19 protein-coding genes and 1 pseudogene are annotated in these 18,120 nt (G+C 64.5%); 10 read left to right on the top strand and 10 right to left on the bottom strand.

What is annotated here, in order from left to right; all coding sequences use genetic code 11:
* The first annotated feature begins 112 nt into the window (after window positions 1–112).
* Window positions 113–1,105, top strand: coding sequence for a response regulator (locus tag RIN61_RS11060; protein WP_112249883.1), 993 nt, complete (start codon window positions 113–115; stop codon window positions 1,103–1,105).
* Window positions 1,102–1,470, top strand: a complete 369-nt coding sequence (locus RIN61_RS11055; RefSeq protein WP_215520543.1) for a response regulator transcription factor — start codon at window positions 1,102–1,104, stop codon at window positions 1,468–1,470. Before RIN61_RS11060 ends, RIN61_RS11055 begins: the two co-directional genes overlap by 4 nt.
* A 123-nt stretch (window positions 1,471–1,593) precedes the next feature.
* Here the strand turns inward: RIN61_RS11055 and RIN61_RS11050 are convergent, their stop codons facing one another.
* Complete coding sequence (locus RIN61_RS11050) at window positions 1,594–3,084, bottom strand: YifB family Mg chelatase-like AAA ATPase (RefSeq protein ID WP_313857152.1); 1,491 nt, start codon at window positions 3,082–3,084, stop codon at window positions 1,594–1,596.
* A gap of 139 nt (window positions 3,085–3,223) precedes the next feature.
* Window positions 3,224–3,490, bottom strand: a complete 267-nt coding sequence (locus RIN61_RS11045) for an accessory factor UbiK family protein (RefSeq protein ID WP_207877043.1) — start codon at window positions 3,488–3,490, stop codon at window positions 3,224–3,226.
* Window positions 3,491–4,005: 515 nt separating this feature from the next.
* Between RIN61_RS11045 and glnK the strand changes: the two genes are divergently transcribed.
* The 3 genes from glnK (at window position 4,006) to sutA (ending at window position 6,481) form a co-directional block, all read left to right on the top strand.
* A complete protein-coding gene (gene glnK / locus RIN61_RS11040) occupies window positions 4,006–4,344 on the top strand; it encodes a P-II family nitrogen regulator (protein ID WP_002555808.1) in 339 nt (112 codons plus the stop codon).
* Window positions 4,345–4,390: 46 nt separating this feature from the next.
* Entirely contained in the window at window positions 4,391–5,722 is a 1,332-nt protein-coding gene (locus tag RIN61_RS11035) for an ammonium transporter (protein WP_112249877.1), read from the top strand.
* 429 nt (window positions 5,723–6,151) lie between these two features.
* On the top strand, window positions 6,152–6,481 hold the full coding sequence (sutA, locus tag RIN61_RS11030) for a dormancy-specific transcriptional regulator SutA (RefSeq protein ID WP_112249875.1): 330 nt from the start codon (window positions 6,152–6,154) through the stop codon (window positions 6,479–6,481).
* Between the two features lie 181 nt (window positions 6,482–6,662).
* On the opposite strand, the gene RIN61_RS11025 is transcribed toward sutA, so the two are convergent.
* Genes RIN61_RS11025 through lptM form a run of 6 tightly spaced genes read right to left on the bottom strand, consistent with a single transcriptional unit; the run spans window position 6,663 to window position 11,282 of the window.
* Entirely contained in the window at window positions 6,663–7,358 is a 696-nt protein-coding gene (locus tag RIN61_RS11025) for an HAD family hydrolase (RefSeq protein WP_112249873.1), read from the bottom strand.
* Window positions 7,355–8,254: a tyrosine recombinase XerC gene (xerC, locus tag RIN61_RS11020; RefSeq protein WP_112249871.1), complete on the bottom strand. Its 900-nt coding sequence runs from the start codon at window positions 8,252–8,254 to the stop codon at window positions 7,355–7,357. The genes RIN61_RS11025 and xerC overlap by 4 nt, the downstream gene beginning before the upstream one ends.
* On the bottom strand, window positions 8,254–8,964 hold the full coding sequence (locus RIN61_RS11015; RefSeq protein ID WP_015272252.1) for a DUF484 family protein: 711 nt from the start codon (window positions 8,962–8,964) through the stop codon (window positions 8,254–8,256). The genes xerC and RIN61_RS11015 overlap by 1 nt, the downstream gene beginning before the upstream one ends.
* Window positions 8,965–8,977: 13 nt before the next feature.
* Window positions 8,978–9,808: a diaminopimelate epimerase gene (gene dapF / locus RIN61_RS11010; protein ID WP_207877046.1), complete on the bottom strand. Its 831-nt coding sequence runs from the start codon at window positions 9,806–9,808 to the stop codon at window positions 8,978–8,980.
* A 4-nt stretch (window positions 9,809–9,812) separates the two neighbouring features.
* The gene (gene lysA, locus RIN61_RS11005; protein ID WP_063912185.1) at window positions 9,813–11,060 is read right to left on the bottom strand and encodes a diaminopimelate decarboxylase; all 1,248 of its coding nucleotides are present in this window, start codon (window positions 11,058–11,060) and stop codon (window positions 9,813–9,815) included.
* 9 nt (window positions 11,061–11,069) lie between these two features.
* Window positions 11,070–11,282: an LPS translocon maturation chaperone LptM gene (gene lptM / locus RIN61_RS11000; protein ID WP_112249869.1), complete on the bottom strand. Its 213-nt coding sequence runs from the start codon at window positions 11,280–11,282 to the stop codon at window positions 11,070–11,072.
* A gap of 311 nt (window positions 11,283–11,593) precedes the next feature.
* Between lptM and cyaY the strand changes: the two genes are divergently transcribed.
* The 3 genes from cyaY (at window position 11,594) to rnk (ending at window position 12,710) form a co-directional block, all read left to right on the top strand.
* Entirely contained in the window at window positions 11,594–11,926 is a 333-nt protein-coding gene (gene cyaY / locus RIN61_RS10995) for an iron donor protein CyaY (RefSeq protein ID WP_051096329.1), read from the top strand.
* A gap of 2 nt (window positions 11,927–11,928) precedes the next feature.
* Window positions 11,929–12,153, top strand: coding sequence for a DUF1289 domain-containing protein (locus tag RIN61_RS10990; RefSeq protein WP_112249868.1), 225 nt, complete (start codon window positions 11,929–11,931; stop codon window positions 12,151–12,153).
* Between the two features lie 146 nt (window positions 12,154–12,299).
* The gene (rnk, locus tag RIN61_RS10985) at window positions 12,300–12,710 is read left to right on the top strand and encodes a nucleoside diphosphate kinase regulator (RefSeq protein ID WP_016712630.1); all 411 of its coding nucleotides are present in this window, start codon (window positions 12,300–12,302) and stop codon (window positions 12,708–12,710) included.
* 134 nt (window positions 12,711–12,844) lie between these two features.
* On the opposite strand, the gene RIN61_RS10980 is transcribed toward rnk, so the two are convergent.
* Entirely contained in the window at window positions 12,845–15,694 is a 2,850-nt protein-coding gene (locus tag RIN61_RS10980) for a class I adenylate cyclase (RefSeq protein ID WP_112249867.1), read from the bottom strand.
* A gap of 172 nt (window positions 15,695–15,866) precedes the next feature.
* Here RIN61_RS10980 and RIN61_RS10975 point away from each other — a divergent pair, with 172 nt between their 5' ends.
* A complete protein-coding gene (locus RIN61_RS10975) occupies window positions 15,867–16,319 on the top strand; it encodes a YaiI/YqxD family protein (RefSeq protein WP_112249865.1) in 453 nt (150 codons plus the stop codon).
* 153 nt (window positions 16,320–16,472) lie between these two features.
* Here RIN61_RS10975 and elbB read toward each other — a convergent pair whose 3' ends face one another.
* Entirely contained in the window at window positions 16,473–17,132 is a 660-nt protein-coding gene (gene elbB, locus RIN61_RS10970; protein ID WP_112249863.1) for an isoprenoid biosynthesis glyoxalase ElbB, read from the bottom strand.
* Between the two features lie 112 nt (window positions 17,133–17,244).
* Here elbB and RIN61_RS10965 point away from each other — a divergent pair.
* Window positions 17,245–17,823: pseudogene (locus RIN61_RS10965) on the top strand (sterol desaturase family protein); the annotation flags it as partial.
* Window positions 17,824–18,120 lie beyond the last annotated feature (297 nt).

Genomic DNA, 18,120 nt, shown 5'->3' with positions numbered 1-18,120 from the left:
GGGCTTTTGTATAGTCCTCAGGCCAACCTATCCCTCGGGATAATTGTCTGACGGCGTACGTTGGCCTAGGCTGCCCGGGGCTGGGAAACGCCCGTGCCCGCGCGAGGAAGCCATGATCCGAATAGGTAATGCCCATGTGTCGCTGGAGCGGCGCGAAGCCTTTGTTGATGGCAAGCCGATCCTGTTGGGCGGGCGTGCCTTCGAGGTGCTGGCGATGCTGATCAAGGCCAAGGGTCGGGTGGTCGGCAAGGACGAGCTGTTCAGCCAGGTGTGGGCCGGCACGGTGGTCGAGGACAACAACCTGCAGGTGCAGGTGTCCTTGCTGCGCAAGGCCTTTGGCGACCGTGGCCTGATCCAGACCGTGCCGCGCCGGGGCTACCGCCTGGCCGCCGAGATCTGCCTCGAGGTGCCTGGCGAGGCGTTGGGCAAATCGCCGCTATGCGACGTGGCCGACGCTGTCGAGCTGTTCGATGAACGCTTGAACGTGCCGGTGCTGGTGGTGGATGACGACCCGTCGGTGCGTGCGGCGTTGGGCCGCCTGCTGCGCTCGCATGACATTCCGCATCATTTGTTCGCCAGTGCCGAGGCGTTGTTCGATGCCCGCCTGGAAACACCCTATGCCTGCCTATTGCTGGACATGCACCTGCCCGATACCAGCGGCCTGGAGGTGCAAGACGCGCTGCGCCGGCTGGCGCTGCCCTGGCCGGTCGTGTTCATGACCGGCTTCGGCACCATCCCTATGACCGTCCAGGCCATGCGTGCCGGGGCCGTGGAATTCCTGACCAAACCGTTCGACGAAGACCAGCTGCTGACACTGCTGCAGGCGGTGCGCAGGCGTGCCGTGGCCGAAGGGCGCAGGTGGCACCATGCGCGGCAGGTCGAGGAAAAGTACCGGCGCCTGACCCAGCGCGAGCGCCAGGTGTTCTCGCTGGTGGTCGGCGGCCTGTCGCACAAGCAGATCGCCAGGCAGATCGGCACCAGCGAGGTGACGACCAAGGTGCACAAGAAGAACATCATGAACAAGATGCAGTCCCGCTCGCTGCTGGAGCTGGTGGCCATGCACAACGTTATCGGGGCGCAGCCTGAGGGCCTGGGCGGCGCATGAGCAGAGCGGTGTGCATCGTCGACGACGATGCGTCGGTGCGCAAAAGCCTGGCAAACCTGCTGCGTTCGGCAGGTTTCGAGACCTTGTCGTTTGCTGCAGGGGACCTGTTCCTGGCCTCGGCACTGGCGCGGCAGGCTGGGTGTGTGCTGCTCGACCTGAGGATGCCGGGGATGGGCGGGCTGGCGGTGCAGCGCGAACTGGCCCGGCTGGAGTGGCATTTGCCGGTGATCTGCATGTCGGCGCATTGGGATGAAGGGGCTGTGCGGGCTGCGATGGCGCTTGGGGCGCTGGCCTGCCTGGGCAAGCCATTTTCCGAAGAGGTGCTGCTGAAGGTTGTTGAAGAGGCTTTGCTGGGCAGCCAGTGATGCCTGTGTCGGCCCTTCGCGGGCTTGCCCGCTCCCACAGGGATCTCCACAACCCTGGAAACTGTGGTGTCTCTTGTGGGAGCGGCCTTGTGTCGCGATGGGCTGCAAGGCAGCCCCGGCAATCTAACTGCTCCCCGGCCGGTACTGCAGGGCCTCGGCCAGATGCGCCCGGCCAATTGCCTGGCTACCTTCCAGATCTGCCAGCGTTCGCGCCACCTTCAGCAACCGGTGTGCCGCGCGCAACGACAGGGTCAGCCGTTCACAGGCCCCCTCCAGCCAAGCCTGGTCCGCCACCGCCAACCCACAATGGCGGCGCAACCCCTGAAGGTCGAGAAACGCATTCGCACACCCTTGCCTCCGTTGTTGCAGTTCACGTGCCTCGGCTACCTTGGCCGCCACATCTGCACTGGTCTCGCCGCAGGGCTGGTTGTTCAGCGTGGTGCTCTCCCGGGCCACGGTCAGGTGCAGGTCGATACGGTCCAGCAATGGCCCGGACAGCTTGTTGCGATACCGCGCGATCTGCTCGGTGCTGCAGCGGCAGCGGCCTGTGGGGTCGCCCAGGTAGCCGCAAGGGCAGGGGTTCATTGCCGCCACCAGCTGGAAGCGTGCGGGGAAACGCACCTTGTCGCGGGCCCGGGCAATCACGATCTCGCCCGATTCCAGCGGCTCGCGCAACACTTCAAGCACACGCCGTTCGAATTCCGGCAATTCATCCAGAAACAGCACGCCATGGTGGGCCAGGGTGATTTCGCCCGGTTGTGGACGGCTGCTGCCGCCGACCAGCGCCGGGCCGGAGGCGGAGTGGTGTGGATGGCGAAAAGGCCGCTGCGGCCAACTGTTCAGAGGCGTATGGCCGCTGACCGACTGGATCGCTGCCACTTCCAGCGCCTCGTGCTCGTCCAGCGGTGGCAGCAGCCCCGGCAGGCGGCTGGCGAGCAAGGTCTTGCCGGTACCGGGAGGCCCGGTGAACAACAGGTTGTGCGCCCCGGCCGCCGCTAGCAGCAGTGCACGCTTGGCCGCCAGTTGCCCCTGCACCTCGCTCAGGTCCGGGTACGGGCGTTGCTGCAGGATCAGGCCGTTGGCGGCATACGGCGGCAACGGCACCTGGCCGTTAAGGTGGGCGACCAGCTCCAGCAGGTGCCCCGCCGCATACACCACCAGCCCGCCTGCCAGGCTGGCCTCCTCGGCATTCTCCCGTGGCACCACCAGCGCCCGGCCTGCTTCGCGTGCCGCCAGTGCTGCGGGCAAAACGCCCTGCACCGGGCGCAACTTGCCAGACAGCGCCAGCTCTCCCAGGCATTCGACCTCGGCAAGGGTGGCCGTGGGCACTTGGCCATCGGCGGCGAGGATGCCCAGAGCAATGGCCAGGTCATAGCGCCCGCCATCCTTGGGCAGGTCGGCGGGGGCTAGGTTCTGGGTGATGCGCCGCTGCGGGTAGTTCAAACCGGAGTTGACGATGGCGCTGCGTACCCGGTCCTTGCTCTCTTTGACCGTGGTTTCCGGCAGGCCGACCAGAGTGAGATGGGGCAAGCCGTTGGCCAGGTGGGTTTCGACGCTGACCGCCGGTGCCTGCACGCCCACCTGGGCGCGGCTGTGGACGAGGGCTAGGGACATGGACGCTCCGTTGTCGCTGAAAAGGGCCGCTTCCTGCGGCTTGGCAAGCATAGCGAGCGCAGCCCGGGCCGGAGCAACAAGTGTGCGTCGTGGTTTTTCAGGCTAGGGCGTTACCCTGTATTTTCATGCCCTTGCGCGCTCATTCATCCTGTGGGGCTGGGTTCAGCCGTGCTTCCAGCTCGGCTAGCTGTTTTTCCAGGGCTTCGAGGCGTGCTCGGGTGCGCGCCAGCACGACCATCTGGCTGTCGAACTCTTCGCGGCTGACCAGGTCGAGCTTGCTGAAGGCACCTTGCATCAGCACCTTGAACTGGCTTTCCAGTTCGGCGCGGGGCTGGGCGGTATCGTTGCTGAACAGGCGCGAGGCCTGGTCGCTCAGGGCGTCGAGAAGGGCTTTGGGCGCGAGCATGGGGCTGTCCATTGATACTGGGAAATGGCCGGCAGTGTAGCACGCATGCATGAGCATCCGGCCTCGTCGCTGGCTGGTGTAGGAGCGGCCTTGTGTCGCGAAAGGGCCGCACAGCGGCCCCAGCGATATCAGTATCCAGGCACAAATCGTGGGGGCGCTTCGCACCCCTATCGCGACACAAGGCCGCTCCTACAGGAAGCAGCGCTCCTCTGAAACTGCACATTTTTCGAGCAATTCGCCAGGTCGGAACGCACCGAAATTGTGCATCTTTCCTATGCTGGCGACTGGCCAATCCCGACTGATTCACATAACTCACTGTTTTCCCGCGCTTTGACGGAACTGGCAAGGTTTCTGCAAAGACCACTGCGAGCCATGCACTGATGCAGTTCCTTGTGACCAGGCAGTGCGCACGCGGAGCCGGATGCCGACGACGCGTTACAAAGCCAACCGCTGCGCTTAGACTTGAGACGGGTTTGTTTTCCTGGGGCAAGTCCACCAAATCGGGAGAGAGTTTCATGAAGCTAGTCACAGCCATCATCAAGCCGTTCAAGCTGGACGACGTGCGCGAGTCGCTGTCGGAAATCGGCGTGCAGGGCATCACCGTCACTGAAGTCAAAGGCTTCGGTCGGCAGAAGGGCCACACCGAGCTGTATCGCGGTGCTGAATATGTGGTCGATTTCCTGCCCAAGGTGAAGATCGATGTCGCCATCGATGACAAGGACCTTGATCGGGTAATCGAAGCCATCACCAAGGCAGCCAACACCGGCAAGATCGGTGACGGCAAGATTTTCGTGGTGAATCTGGAGCAGGCGATCCGTATCCGTACCGGCGAAACCGATACCGACGCGATCTAAGCAGCAACAAAGCCTCACCAAACCCAACGCCCCAGGAGAAAACAACATGACTCTGCGTAAGATCGCAGGGCTAGGAGCCCTATTGTCCCTCGTAATGCCCGGGCTTGCCCTGGCAGAGGAAGCTGCCCCAGCGCTGAACTCCGGCGACACCGCCTGGATGCTGACCGCAACGGCGCTGGTGCTGTTCATGACCATTCCGGGCCTGGCCCTGTTCTATGGCGGCATGGTGCGTTCCAAGAACGTGCTGTCGGTGATGATGCAGTGCTTTGCAATCACTGGCCTGATGAGCATTCTCTGGGTCGTCTACGGCTACAGCATGGCCTTCGATACCACCGGTATGGAAAAGGGCGTGCTCAACTTCAATTCCTTCGTCGGCGGCTTCTCCAAGGCGTTCCTCAGTGGCGTCACGCCCTCGAACCTGACCTCGGCTGCCGCGCTGTTCCCTGAAGCGGTATTCATCACCTTCCAGATGACCTTCGCCATCATCACCCCGGCACTGATCGTCGGTGCCTTCGCCGAGCGCATGAAGTTCTCTGCGATGCTGGTGTTCATGGGCATCTGGTTCACCCTGGTCTACGCGCCGATCGCGCACATGGTCTGGAGCGGTGACGGCGCACTGATGTGGGACTGGGGCGTGCTGGACTTCGCCGGCGGCACCGTGGTGCACATCAACGCCGGTATCGCGGGCCTGGTCTGCTGCCTGGTTCTGGGCAAGCGCAAGGGCTACCCGACCACCCCTATGGCCCCGCACAACCTGGGCTACACCTTGATGGGCGCTGCCATGCTGTGGGTCGGCTGGTTCGGCTTCAACGCAGGCTCTGCCGCTGCCGCCAACGGCACCGCCGGCATGGCCATGCTGGTGACCCAGATCGCCACCGCCGCTGCGGCCCTTGGCTGGATGTTCGCCGAGTGGATCGGCCACGGTAAACCGAGCGCGCTGGGCATCGCTTCGGGTGTGGTCGCCGGCCTGGTCGCCATCACCCCGGCTGCCGGTACCGTAGGCCCGATGGGTGCCCTGGTGATCGGCCTGGTCTCGGGTGTGGTCTGCTACTTCTGCGCCACCAGCCTCAAGCGCAAGCTCGGCTATGACGACTCGCTGGACGCCTTCGGCGTACACGGCATCGGCGGTATCGTCGGCGCCATCCTCACCGGCGTGTTCGCAGCCCCGGCGCTGGGCGGCTTCGGTGCCGTCACCGACATCGGCATGCAGGTCTGGATCCAGGCCAAGGGCGTGATATTCACCGTGGTCTACACCGCCATCGTCACCTACGTGATCCTCAAGGTGCTGGATGTGGTGATGGGCCTGCGGGTCAGCGAAGAAGAAGAGTCGGTCGGCCTCGACCTGGCTCAGCACAACGAGCGCGGCTACAACCTGTAACTGCGACGCGGTAAAAACTTGCCCGGCTTGCCGGGCATTTTTTTGCCAGATTTTTAGCATTTCCCGCACGGCAAACGGTTTATTCGACACGTTCGCGACGTAGGCGGAAATCTTACAAAACGCAGAGCATTCATGGTGCTTTGCTTTTTCTGCTGGCGCGCTAGAATGCGCGCCGAAGGGTGTTTGACGAGTAGTCCACACGCTTCGCCAGCCTTTGCTAGGCTTGCCAGTAGCGTGTGGCCAGCAGGGGCTAAAGGATTTGTCAGGTCCTGCCAGGAGCAGGGCCTGCTGGGTGCCGCCTCCCATCAGGAGCGCCGACCCTAGGGCAGTGGCCTAACCCACGGCCAGTTGAATTTTCACTGGTGGCTGCCGGTCTACGGCTGCACTGGTCTATAACTAACCTGCTTTTCGCAAGTCATGAGGTAGAACATGAGCGACGACGATCTGGAAAATGATGACCTCGAAGTAGGCGACGAAGACGAGGGTGATGAAGGCCTCGAAGCGGCAGCTGATGACGGCGCCGAAGACGCTGGCGATGACGACAGCAGCCCGGCACCTGCTGCCAAGGGCAAATCCAAGGCCGCAGTCGCGGTAGACGAGATGCCGAGCATGGAAGCCAAGCAGAAGGAGCGTGATGCCCTGGCCAAGGCCATGGAAGAGTTCCTCGCTCGCGGCGGCAAGGTTCAGGAAGTCGAGGCCAACGTGGTCGCAGATCCACCCAAGAAGCCGGACAACAAGTACGGCAGCCGCCCTATCTGAGTGGCTGTTCGCAAGAAAGCCCGCCGTCGCTGCGGGCTTTTTTGTGCCTGCTGGTTTTGTGTTGCCCTTGCCGGCCTCTTCGCGGGTGAACCCGCTCCCACAGGTTCACCACAGGCCTTAGGGCCTGCACGGTCCCTGTGGGAGCGGGTTTACCCGCGAATGGGCCGCGAGGCGGCCCCTGTCAGCGCCAGCGCGCGAGGATGTCGGGTAACTGCGACAGGCGCTGGATCTCGGCGTCCGGCGCCTGTTCGCCTACCCACGCCTTGCCCTGAGGGTTGAACCACACCGCGCGCAGCCCGGCACGTTGGGCGCCGGCGATGTCATCGCCCGGGTGGTCACCGATGTGCACTGCTGCGCTGGCGTCCACGTCACCACGACGCAGGGCTTCGAGGAACGGCGCCGGGTCCGGCTTGCCGATGCCGAGGTCCTCGGCACACAGGGCAAAGCGAAAATAGTCCGCCAGCCCCAGGCGGCTCACGTCGGCATTGCCGTTGGTGACTACGCCCAAGGTGTAGTGGTGGCGCAAGATCTCCAGCACTGGCTGCACCTCCGGGAAAATCTCCACCTGGTGGCGGGCATGCAGGAATACTTCGAAGCCTTCGTTGGCCAGTTCCTGCGCGTGTTTTTCGCTGTAGCCGACTTCTTCCAGGGCATGGAACAGCACTCGTCGGCGCAGGGCGCTGATGCGGTGCTTCAGGCCGGGTTCGGCTTGCACCAGGCGCTCGCGAATGGCGAACAGGTGCTCCACCGGCACGCCGCCGAGAATGGGGGCGTTGGCTTCGAGCCAGTCGCGCAGCACGACTTCCGCGCTGGCGATAACCGGCGCGGTATCCCACAGGGTGTCGTCGAGGTCGAAGGTGATCAGCTTGATGCTCATGAGTCTGTGCCTTTGCTGCGTTTGGCCCGAGGGTGGGCACTGTCGTACACCGCAGCCAGGTGCTGGAAGTCCAGGTGGGTATAGATCTGCGTGGTGCCGATGTCGGCGTGGCCGAGCATCTCCTGCACCGCGCGCAGGTCCTGGGACGATTCCAGCACATGGCTGGCGAAGGAATGGCGAAGCATGTGCGGGTGCAGGTGCTGGCCCAGTTCGCGCTCACCGGCCGCCTTCACCCGTTGCTGAACGGCCCGTGGGCTGATGCGGTTGCCCTGGCGGGTGATGAACACCGCGCGGTCGCGTGGGTTGCCGATGCCGCGCAGGCGGTACCAGGCCTGCAATGCCTCGCGAGCCTTGCGCCCGACCGGCAGCACGCGGGCCTTGCCGCCCTTGCCCAGCACCTGCACCAGGCCGGCGGCAAGGTCGAGGTGATCGAGGTCGAGGTTGGTCAGCTCGGACAGGCGCAGGCCCGACGAATAGAACAGTTCGAGGATGGCCTGGTCGCGACGGGCGATGAAGTCATCGTCGACACCGCCATCGAGCAACTGCAGGGCGCGGTCGGTGTCCAGCACCTTGGGCAGCCGGTGTTCGCCCTTGGGTGCGCTCAGGCCGCTGGCCGGGTCGTGCTGGCACAGGCCTTCGCGGTTCAGGTAGCGGTACAGGCCACGTACCGCCGACAGCAGCCGGGCCAGGCTGCGCGAGGACTGACCGTGGTGGTGCTGACGGGCGATCAGCTGGCGTAGCTGCTGGATCTGCAGCGCCTGCCAACCGGCAATGCCATGTTCCTTGCAGTAGGCGACCACCTTGTCCAGGTCGCGGCGGTAGCCCAGCAGGGTGTGCTCAGACACCTGGCGCTCGTTGCGCAGGTGTGCGCAATAAGCCTCCAGCTGGCGTTCCATCAGCGTACCGGGCGCAAGGTCTGGGTAACGCGAGGCACAACGCGGCCAAGCACCTCGGCAATGTAGCCAAGGAACAGCGTGCCGACGCTGCTCTTGTAGTGTTGCGGGTCGCGGCTGCCGATCGCCAGCACCCCGTGCAAGCCTTGGTATTCCAAGGCTGCCACGGCGCTGGAGCCCACTTCCCGGCGCTGCTCTTCACCGAACAGGAATGCCAGCTCGTGCTCGCGCAAGTTGCCGCTGACCGTCTTGCCGCCGCCCAGCAGGGCACCGATGGCCTGCTGCGCTTCGGCGTTGCTCACCCAGCGCCCGACCGGCGCGACATTTTCGCCGAACAGGATCAGGCTGACGAAGGGCACCTGGAATTCCTGGCGCAGGCTGTCTTCGACCGCCATTACCACTTCTTCCAGGCTGCCGGCATCGAGCAGGTCCAGGATCAGCCGGCGAGTCTTGTCGAACAGCCGGTCGTTGTCGCGGGCCACATCCATCAGTTGCGACAGTCGGTGGCGCATTTCGATGTTGCGGTCGCGCAGCAGCTTGAGCTGGCGCTCGACCAGCGACACGCTGTCGCCACGCTGGTGAGGGATACGCTGTTCGATCAGCAACTCGTCGTGCTCGGCGAAGAAGGTGGGGTGGGCGCGCAGATAGGCGACCACCGCTTCGGCATCGAGCTCGGCGGACTGCTGGGGTACAACCTGGGGCTGATCGGTCATGGCGGTTACTCGCTTAGAGACGAACCTGTCCTTCGTAGACGCGTACGGCTGGGCCGGTCATCAGCACGGGCTTGCCGGGGCCGGCCCATTCGATGTGCAGGCGGCCACCGGGCAGGTCGAGGGACACCGGGGAGTCCATCCAGCCCTGGCTGATCGCCGCTACGGCGGCGGCGCAGGCGCCGGTGCCGCAGGCCTGGGTTTCGCCAGCTCCACGTTCCCAGACGCGCAGGTTGGCGCGGTGGCGGTCGATGACCTGGAGGAAGCCGGCATTCACCCGCTGCGGGAAGCGTGGATGGTTTTCGATCTTCGGGCCCAGCTGGTGCACAGGGGCGGTGCGCACGTCATCGACACGCAGCACGGCATGCGGGTTACCCATGGACAGGGCGGCAATCGAATGCACCTGGCCGTCGACTTCCAGTGGGTAGTTCAGCGCCTGCTCGTCGGCGACGAAAGGGATTTCGGCAGGGTTGAAGCGCGGTGGGCCCATGTCGACACTGATCTGGCCGTCGTTCTGCACGTCCAGTTCGATGATGCCGCCCTTGGTTTCCACGCGGATGCGCTTTTTCGCGGTCAGGCGCTTGTCCAGCACGAAGCGGGCGAAGCAGCGCGCACCGTTGCCGCACTGCTCGACCTCGGAGCCGTCGGCATTGAAGATGCGGTAACGGAAGTCCACTTCCGGGTTGTTCGGTGCCTCGACGATCAGCAACTGGTCGAAGCCGATGCCGGTGTGGCGGTCACCCCATTGCTTGGCGTGCTTGGGCTGGATGTGCGCGTGCTGGCTGACCAGGTCGAGGACCATGAAGTCGTTGCCCAGCCCATGCATCTTGGTAAAACGCAGCAGCATGGGCTTACTCCGGCAGCAGGCTTTCGCCAGCGTACAATTCGGCGATGGTCTCGCGGCGGCGTACTTCGAAGGCCTGGTCGCCGTCGACCAGGATTTCAGCGCAACGGCCACGGGTGTTGTAGTTGGAGCTCATGACAAAACCATAGGCGCCCGCGGACTGTACGGCCAGCAGGTCACCTTCGGCCAGGTTCAGTACGCGGTCCTTGCCGAGGAAGTCGCCAGTCTCGCAGATCGGGCCGACCAGGTCATAGGCACGGCCTTCCCCTGTGCGTGGCTTGACTGCGCTGACGCCCATCCAGGCCTGGTACAGGGCCGGGCGGATCAGGTCGTTCATCGCCGCATCGATGATGGCGAAATCCTTGTGCTCGGTGTGCTTGAGGTATTCCACGCGGGTCAGCAGGACGCCGGCGTTGGCCACGATGTAGCGGCCCGGCTCGAACACCAAGGCCAGGTCGCGGTCGCCGACGCGCTCGCGGATGGCCTTGATGTAGTCGGCCACCAGCGGCGGCTCCTCATCGCGGTAACGCACGCCGACACCGCCACCCAGGTCCAGGTGGCGCAGGTGGATGCCGCACTCGGCCAAGCGGTCGACCAGCACCAGCAGGCGGTCGAGGGCATCGAGGAAAGGCTCGACGGTGGTCAGTTGCGAACCGATGTGGCAGTCGACACCGACCACTTCCAGGTTCGGCAGCTGCGCGGCGCGCACGTAGATGGCCTCGGCATCGGCGATGGCGATGCCGAACTTGTTCTCTTTCAGGCCGGTGGAGATGTACGGGTGGGTGCCGGCGTCGACATCCGGGTTGACCCGCAGCGAGACCGGGGCAACCTTGCCCATCTCGGCGGCCACCACTTGCAGGCGCTCCAGTTCGTCGGTTGATTCGACGTTGAAGCAGTGCACGCCGACCTCCAGGGCACGGCGCATGTCGTCGCGGGTCTTGCCGACGCCGGAGAACACCACGCGGTCGGCACGGCCGCCAGCGGCCAGCACGCGCTCCAGCTCACCGCCGGAAACGATGTCGAAGCCTGCGCCCAGGCGCGCCAGCACGTTCAGCACGCCGAGGTTGGAGTTGGCCTTTACCGCGAAGCACACCAGGTGCTCGGTGCCTTGCAGGGCGTCGGCGTAGCTGCGGTACTGGGCCTCGATGTGGGCGCGCGAGTACACGTAGGTCGGAGTGCCGTAGCGTTCGGCGATGGCCGACAGGCCCACGCCTTCCGCGAACAGCTCGCCGTCGCGGTAGTTGAAAGCGTTCATCTGGTTTCCTTACTGCGCTGGCGACTGCTCGGGCTCGGACTGCAGTTCGGGCTGCTGCTCCTCTACCGGGGCCGGCTTGGCTTTTGGCTGGTGCTGGTGCGACTTGTGCGCTTTGCCGTTATCGCCGTCTTCAGGCAGATACAGCGGGCCTTTCTGGCCGCAGGCCGAAACGAGGCAGGCAACAGCGACCAGCGCCGCGAAGGAGGAAATCAGGCGCTTCATGGGTGAAATCCTTAGAAAAATGCAGTATTGCGCCCGAGTATACCGAGCGACCGGCGGCTTGCCTATGCAAGGGCCGGCCCGCCGGGCGGGCTATTCTTACCGCCTGCAAGGGGCCCTGTGGGAGCGGGCTTGCCCGCGAACACCGGCAAAGCCGGTGCCACACACCGCGGCGCCTGCTTCGCGGGCATGCCCGCTCCCACAGGCTTTGAGTTCATGCCAGTGAAGGCAACGGCTAAACCTTTGCATTCGGTGGCAAGCGCCCGTATCTTGCCGGGCTTGCCTGTAACGCAGCCAATTTCGAGGTTCCTGCAATGAGTTTGAGTGAAGCGCGTTTCCATGATCTGGTCGACGCTACCCAACAGGCCCTGGAGGACCTGTTCGACGAGAGCGGCCTGGACCTGGACATGGAGAACTCCGCTGGCGTCCTGACCGTCAAGTTCGACAACGGCAGCACGCTGATCTTCAGCCGCCAGGAGCCGCTGCGCCAGCTGTGGCTGGCCGACCGTTCCGGCGGTTTCCACTTCGACTACGACGAAGACAGCGGCAAGTGGGTATGCGAGAAGAGCGAAGAGCTGCTGGGCGAAATGCTCGAGCGCATCGTCTGGGAGCGGGCCGGCGAGAAGCTGGACTTCGACGAGATCTGAACATGAGCAGCCCCCAGGCCCGGCCGCCCAAGCCGCTCTACAGCAACGTCAGCCCCGCAGTGCCGTCGCCCTGCATCAGCGTTTGCCGGCTGGACGAACAGCGGGTCTGCACGGGTTGCCATCGTCATGTCGAGCACATCCGCGAATGGCGTTCGGCCGATGACGAACGGCGCCGGCAGATCTGCCGCGAGGCCCAGGCCCTGCGCGACCAGGCTAAGGCACACTGATCGCAGGGGCTTGAGTATTTACCCGGCTGTGGTAACGTCGAGTTCTGCGTCGGTGACGCCAAAGCCTTCACAAACCCCGCCCTTGGGCGGGGTTTTGCTTTATCTGCACGATGAAAACCGCCTGTTCAAAGGAGTCTGACTGGATCATGAGCACCAAGCCTTCCCTCATCCTCACCCGATTGGACGTACAACGTCTGGAGCGTCTGATCGACAGCCTCGACGAGAGTACGCCGGGTGTGCTCGCCCTGCAGGACGAGCTGGACCGCGCCGAGCAGGTGGTCGGTCACGAGGAAGTTCCGGCAGGCGTAGTGACCATGAACTCGCGCGTGCACTGCCGTGAGGAAGCCAGCGGCAAGGACTACCACCTGACCCTGGTTTACCCGAAGGATGCCGGGCCGGAAGGCAAGGTCTCGATCCTGGCGCCGATCGGTTGTGCCTTGCTCGGGTTGTCGGTGGGCGAGCAGATCGACTGGCCGGCACCGGGGGGCAAGACCCTCAAGCTGAAGCTGCTGGAAGTGGAATACCAGCCGGAAGCGGCGGGCGATTTCGACCTGTAGAATCACGAAGGCATTCACAGGTCCATGACGGACCCTGTGGGAGCGGGTTCACCCGCGAAGCAGGCGACGCGGTGTATGGCACCGGCTTTGCCGGTGTTCGCGGGTGAACCCGCTCCCACAGGTACTGCATTGGGTCATTCGCCCAGGACCTGCTCCAACCCCTCGTTCAAAGCCTGCTCCAGCTCCCGCTTGTAGCGCAGGTACAGCTGCGTCGACCCCAGCTGGTCATCCAGCAACTCGGACAAGTCCAGGTCGGTGATGTAGCAGCGGTACTGCTCTGCACCCCGTCGCTGGCCGATGATCTGCCTGGCCACCACCGCATACAGCTGCTCACCATGCTCCAGTTCGGAAAACTCCTGCTGGTCGCAGTACAGCGTCACGTGCGCCGCACCCGCCACCCCGCCCTGGATGATTGCCTGCACCTCGTAGTAAGGCTGGTCGCTACCCTCGAACGGGGCCTGGCGCGGCTCGATGCTGCGCGCCTTGCCTGGCCCGGAAGGCAACAGTTGCGCGTAGTGGATGTCCAGTGAGGCTGCGCGCTGAGTGTCCAACGGCAGACGGGCGTCCCGGCGCATCACCACAGAGCGCAGGAAGCGCTGCAGCGGCAACAGCAGGTGGGCTTCGTCGTGCAGCGGCAGGCGTTGCTGCCACAGGGCGTTGTATTCATCCAGCACGTACAGCTCGGCCCAGCCACCCTGCAGGCGGTAGAACACCTGGATGCAGGCTGGCCGACCTTGCTCCAGCACCAGGTGCAGGTCGTGGTCCTGCAGGGCGTTGGCGTCCAGGTACAACGGGCTGTAGGCACTACGCTCTTGGCCCAGGTGGTCCAGCAGCGCCTCATGTTCGGCCAGGGTGGTAAGGCCGACATGTCCGGCCAGCAGCTCCAGCACATGGGTGTGCTGGGCCACCTGCAGCAGGTAGCGGTGGTTCAGGCCCTGGTCCAGCAGCAGCTGCACGGTGTCGAAGATTTCCTCCACGCGCTGGCCGATGGCCTGGGCGCGGCTCTGGCAGAAGCAGCGCACCCGCACCCTCGGACGGTGGCCGCGCAGCACGGGGCTGTTGAGGAAGTCGCGCAGGCAGCGCACCAGCGCGTGCTCGCCGTCATAGCGCTGGACCAATACCTCGTTCCAGCTGTTGAGGGTGACCTGGTCCAGGGTCAGAACCAGGTTTTCGCGCACGCCTGCATAGCTCAGCGAGTCGGTGCGCTCGGTGGTCATCAGGATGTTCAGGTCGCGGTGGTGGCGCAGTGGGTCGATGGCGACGTTGACCAGCAGCAGCACTTCCTCGGCAACGCTGGGTTGCAGCAAGCGAACTTCGCTGACGGTCGGCAAGGGCAGGGGGATGCTCTGCTGCAGGCAGCCCACCAGGTTGAAGAGTTCGAATTCGCTCAGGTCGCTGACACCTGGGTGTAGCGCCAGGCGCGTGCTGCTGTCGATCACCCCGTTGCGATGGGCCCAGGTCAGCAGTTCGAGCAGCTCGCGGCAGCGCTTTAGCGGGCTGAAGTGGTCCACTTCATGAGGGCTCAGGTTGCCGGTGTAGAGCTCCCAGTGGTAGCTGCCAGGCTCCTTGCGGTTAGGCGCCTGGACCAGGGTCAGGGTGCCTTCGGCCAGGTCCGGGGCGATACCGGGGTTGATCACTTCGACCTTGCCGGCGCGGCGCTCGAAGGCTGCGTAAAGGCGCCGGCCCAGCACGTTGAGATCGCGCTGGTCGGCGCGGCTGCTGGCGTTCTGGGTGCGGGCGAACTGGCTGAGGAAGCGGTAGCTGTGGTTCAGTTCGGCCACCAGTTCACGGCGCTCGACGGCAACCTGCTGCACTTTCCATTGGTTGCGACTGTCCAGCAGGGCCAACTGGCGCTGGTCCCAGCCCCACTCGTCGGCCAGGCGCTGCAACAGCCGGCGCTGCCAGCCATTGGCCCGGGCCGGGTCGCTGAGCTTCTTGTTCACCTTCAGGTACAGGCTGCGCCGCACCAGCTCCAGGCGCGCGTGTTCGCCGCGCTGCAGCAGGTAACGCTCGATGCGCCGGTACACCATCACGTAGGGGTCCAGCTCGTCGAGGTCGAGCTGGTTGGCGAACACTGCCTGCTTGTAGTCCAGGCTCAGGCAGCGGACGGCGGGGTGCTCGCTGGCATAGGCCTCGGTCAGCAGCAGCTTGAGCAGTGACTTGTAGGGCGAGTCGATGCCTTTGAACAGCTGCCACAAGCCGGCGCCGACGAATTCGCCGGGCGGAATGTGCGCGAGGTTGCCGAGGTCGAGGGCGTCCTGGCTGCGGATAAAGCGCTTGGACAGCAGAGTCTGGGTATAAGCGTGGTAATCGTGTTCCTGGTAGACCGGCACCAGCCACCACAGAGGCGTGCGCCCGGCCAGCCAGATAGTGGTGCGGTAGAACTCGTCCAGCAGCAGGTAGTGCTGGGTGGTGCCGCAATCGTCGGAACCGAGTTGGCCCTCGCGCTGGCCCTGGGCGAAACCTTGCGTGTCGATCAGGAAGAAGTGCGCCTCGGCACCCAGGCTTGCTGCCCATGCCTCCAGCAGCTGGCATTTGCGGCGCAACTCGCCCAGCTGCTCGTCGGCCAGGCCGGGCGCGTGGCATACCCACAGGTCCATGTCGCTGTGCTCGGCCTGGGCCAGCGAGCCCAGGCTGCCCATCAGGAACAGGCCGTGGATCGGCCGCGGCGGATTGCCATGGCGGGCTTTGTAGGTGAACGAGCGGGCAAGGCGCTGGGCCTCGACTACCAGGTCGGCGCTCGGCTCGTAGCCCGATACGCCGGCGGGAGTGCTGCCGGAGACATAGCCCGGCAGCAACGGGTGGTTCACATGAAACAGCAGTGGCAGCAGCGTCAGCACCTGTTGCTGGCGCGTCGACAGGCCCTCCAGGGCCCGCTGCAGCCGGCCCTGGTTGAGCCGCAGAAAGCGCGCACGCAATGTCGCCAGGACCTTGCGGTCGATGCCTTCGTCCAGGTCAGGGCGGATTTCGTGGGGGTGGTTCATTGCGCACTCGGGGCAGGCCAGCGGAGCTGTGGCGAGTTTAGCCTGAGTGGCGGGGGCGGATAAGCGGCAATTGAAATATTGGCGCCATCTTCCCAGCGTGCGTGGCAGCTGCTCCAGCTTTCGTTGCGCTTGAGGCATGATGGGGGCCTCAAGCTGATTGCGAGGTTTTCCGATGCGTGTGTGGATCGATGCCGACGCCTGCCCCAAGGCGGCCAAGGATCTGATCGTCAAGTTCGCCCTCAAGCGCAAGTTCGAGGTAGTGATGGTGGCGGGCCAGGCTGTGGCCAAGCCGGCGTTCGCGATCGTGCGTTTGATCGTGGTGCCCAGCGGCATGGACGCAGCTGACGATTACCTGGTGGAGCACGCCGTGCCCGGCGAGCTGGTGATCTGCAGTGACGTGCCGTTGGCCGACCGCCTGGTGAAAAAGGGCGTGGCGGCGCTGGACCCGCGCGGTCGCGAGTTCGACGAGCGCAACATGGGTGATCGGCTGGCGGCGCGCAACCTGTTTACCGACCTGCGCGAGCAGGGTCAGGTGGGGGGAGGGCAGGCGCCTTATGGCGAGCGTGAGAAGCAGGCGTTTGCCAATGCGCTGGACCGGATCATCGCCCGGTTGTCCAGAACCTGAGGGCAGGCGCGGTCCCTGTAGGAGCGGCCTTGTGTCGCGATCGGGCCGCAGCGCGGCCCCAGGTTTTCAGCTTCGCCGCATAAATTGGCGGGGCCGCTTCGCGGCCCGATCGCGACACAAGGCCGCTCCTACACAGCGCGTGCCAGCAAGAGCCTATTCGTGCGTCAGCTCCAGCACCCGGTCCACCAGCTTGTAGATGCCGCCAGCCGCTTCACTGATCGACTTGGCCTCCATGTACGCCGGGGTGGTGACCAGCTTGCGCTGGGTGTCTTCGACAATGTCGTGCACATCGCATTCTTCATGGGTAGCACCCATCTTCGTCATGGTCTCCGCAGTGCCCGCGTCGCTACCGATGGTGCAGACCACACCCGGCCCGTAGATCTTCGCCGCCAGCGCCGGCGAGATGCAGATCAGGCCAACCGGCTTGCACGCCGCTGCAAAGGCTTCGGCCAGGGCCAGCACATCCGGGTGGACGCTGCAGTTGGCACCTTCCACGGCAAAGTTGGACAGGTTTTTCGCCGCTCCGAAACCGCCCGGCACGATCAGCGCATCGAAGTCTTCGGCCCTGGCTTCGCGGATGTCCTTGACCTCGCCGCGGGCAATGCGCGCCGATTCCACCAGCACATTGCGCGACTCGGGCATTTCCTCGCCGGTCAGGTGGTTGATCACATGCATCTGCGCAATGTTCGGCGCGAAGCACTGCACCTGCGCACCACGCTGGTCGAGGCGCAGCAGGGTGATCACGCTTTCGTGGATTTCGGCGCCGTCATAAACGCCACAGCCGGAAAGAATCACCGCTACTTTTTTTGTCATGCTTTTTACTCCAGTGTCGAGGCGCTAAATGTCCTCTAGTTTGGCAGATGTAGCCATAGGGATTCCCGCAAGCGCGGCCTAATCTTGGCGGATAACGTCTGAGGTCGTACCCATGGACCTGATTCTGCTGGCCGTGCCGTTCTTCTTCGTGCTGATCGCCGTCGAGCTGCTGGCCGACCATGTGCGTGGCCAGCGCAACTTCACCCTGGCCGACTCGATCAACAGCCTCAGCACCGGCGCGCTGTCGACCAGTACCGGGTTGCTGACCAAAGGGGTGGGGCTGGTGACCTATGCCATGGCGTTCGAGCACATGGCGTTGCTGCAGCTGCCGCCGCAGGCCTGGTGGGTGTGGCTGCTGGCCTTTGTCCTGTACGACTTCTGCTATTACTGGCTGCACCGTCTTGGCCACGAGCGCAACGTGCTGTGGGCTGCGCACTCGGTGCATCACCAGAGCGAGGAGTACAACCTCACTACGGCGCTGCGCCAGACCAGCAGCGGGTTCATCTTCTCGTGGCTGTTCTACCTGCCGCTGGCGTTGCTCGGTGTGCCGCCGCTGGTGTTCATCACGGTGGCGTCGCTCAACCTGCTTTACCAGTTCTGGGTGCATACCCGGCACATTCCCAAGCTGGGCTGGCTCGAGTGGGTGTTGATCACGCCATCCAACCATCGCGTCCACCATGCGCAAAATCCTGCTTACTTGGATCGCAATTACGGCGGCGTGTTCATTCTCTGGGATCGTCTGTTCGGCACCTTCAAAGAGGAGGACCCGGCCGAACCGGTGGTGTTCGGGGTGACCACGCCGCTGGCCAGCTGGAACCCGCTGTGGGCCAACCTGCAGTTCTATGCCCAGCTCTGGCACGATGCCCGGCGCGCTGACAGCCTGTGGGACAAGCTGCGGATCTGGTTCATGCCCACCGGCTGGCGCCCGGCCGATGTGGCCGCACGCTACCCACAGGCCAAGCAGGACCTGGCGTTGTTCCGCAAGTTC

The organism is Pseudomonas inefficax (assembly GCF_032164165.1).
Taxonomy (GTDB): domain Bacteria; phylum Pseudomonadota; class Gammaproteobacteria; order Pseudomonadales; family Pseudomonadaceae; genus Aquipseudomonas; species Aquipseudomonas inefficax.
This window is presented reverse-complemented; position numbering and strand designations above follow the sequence as displayed.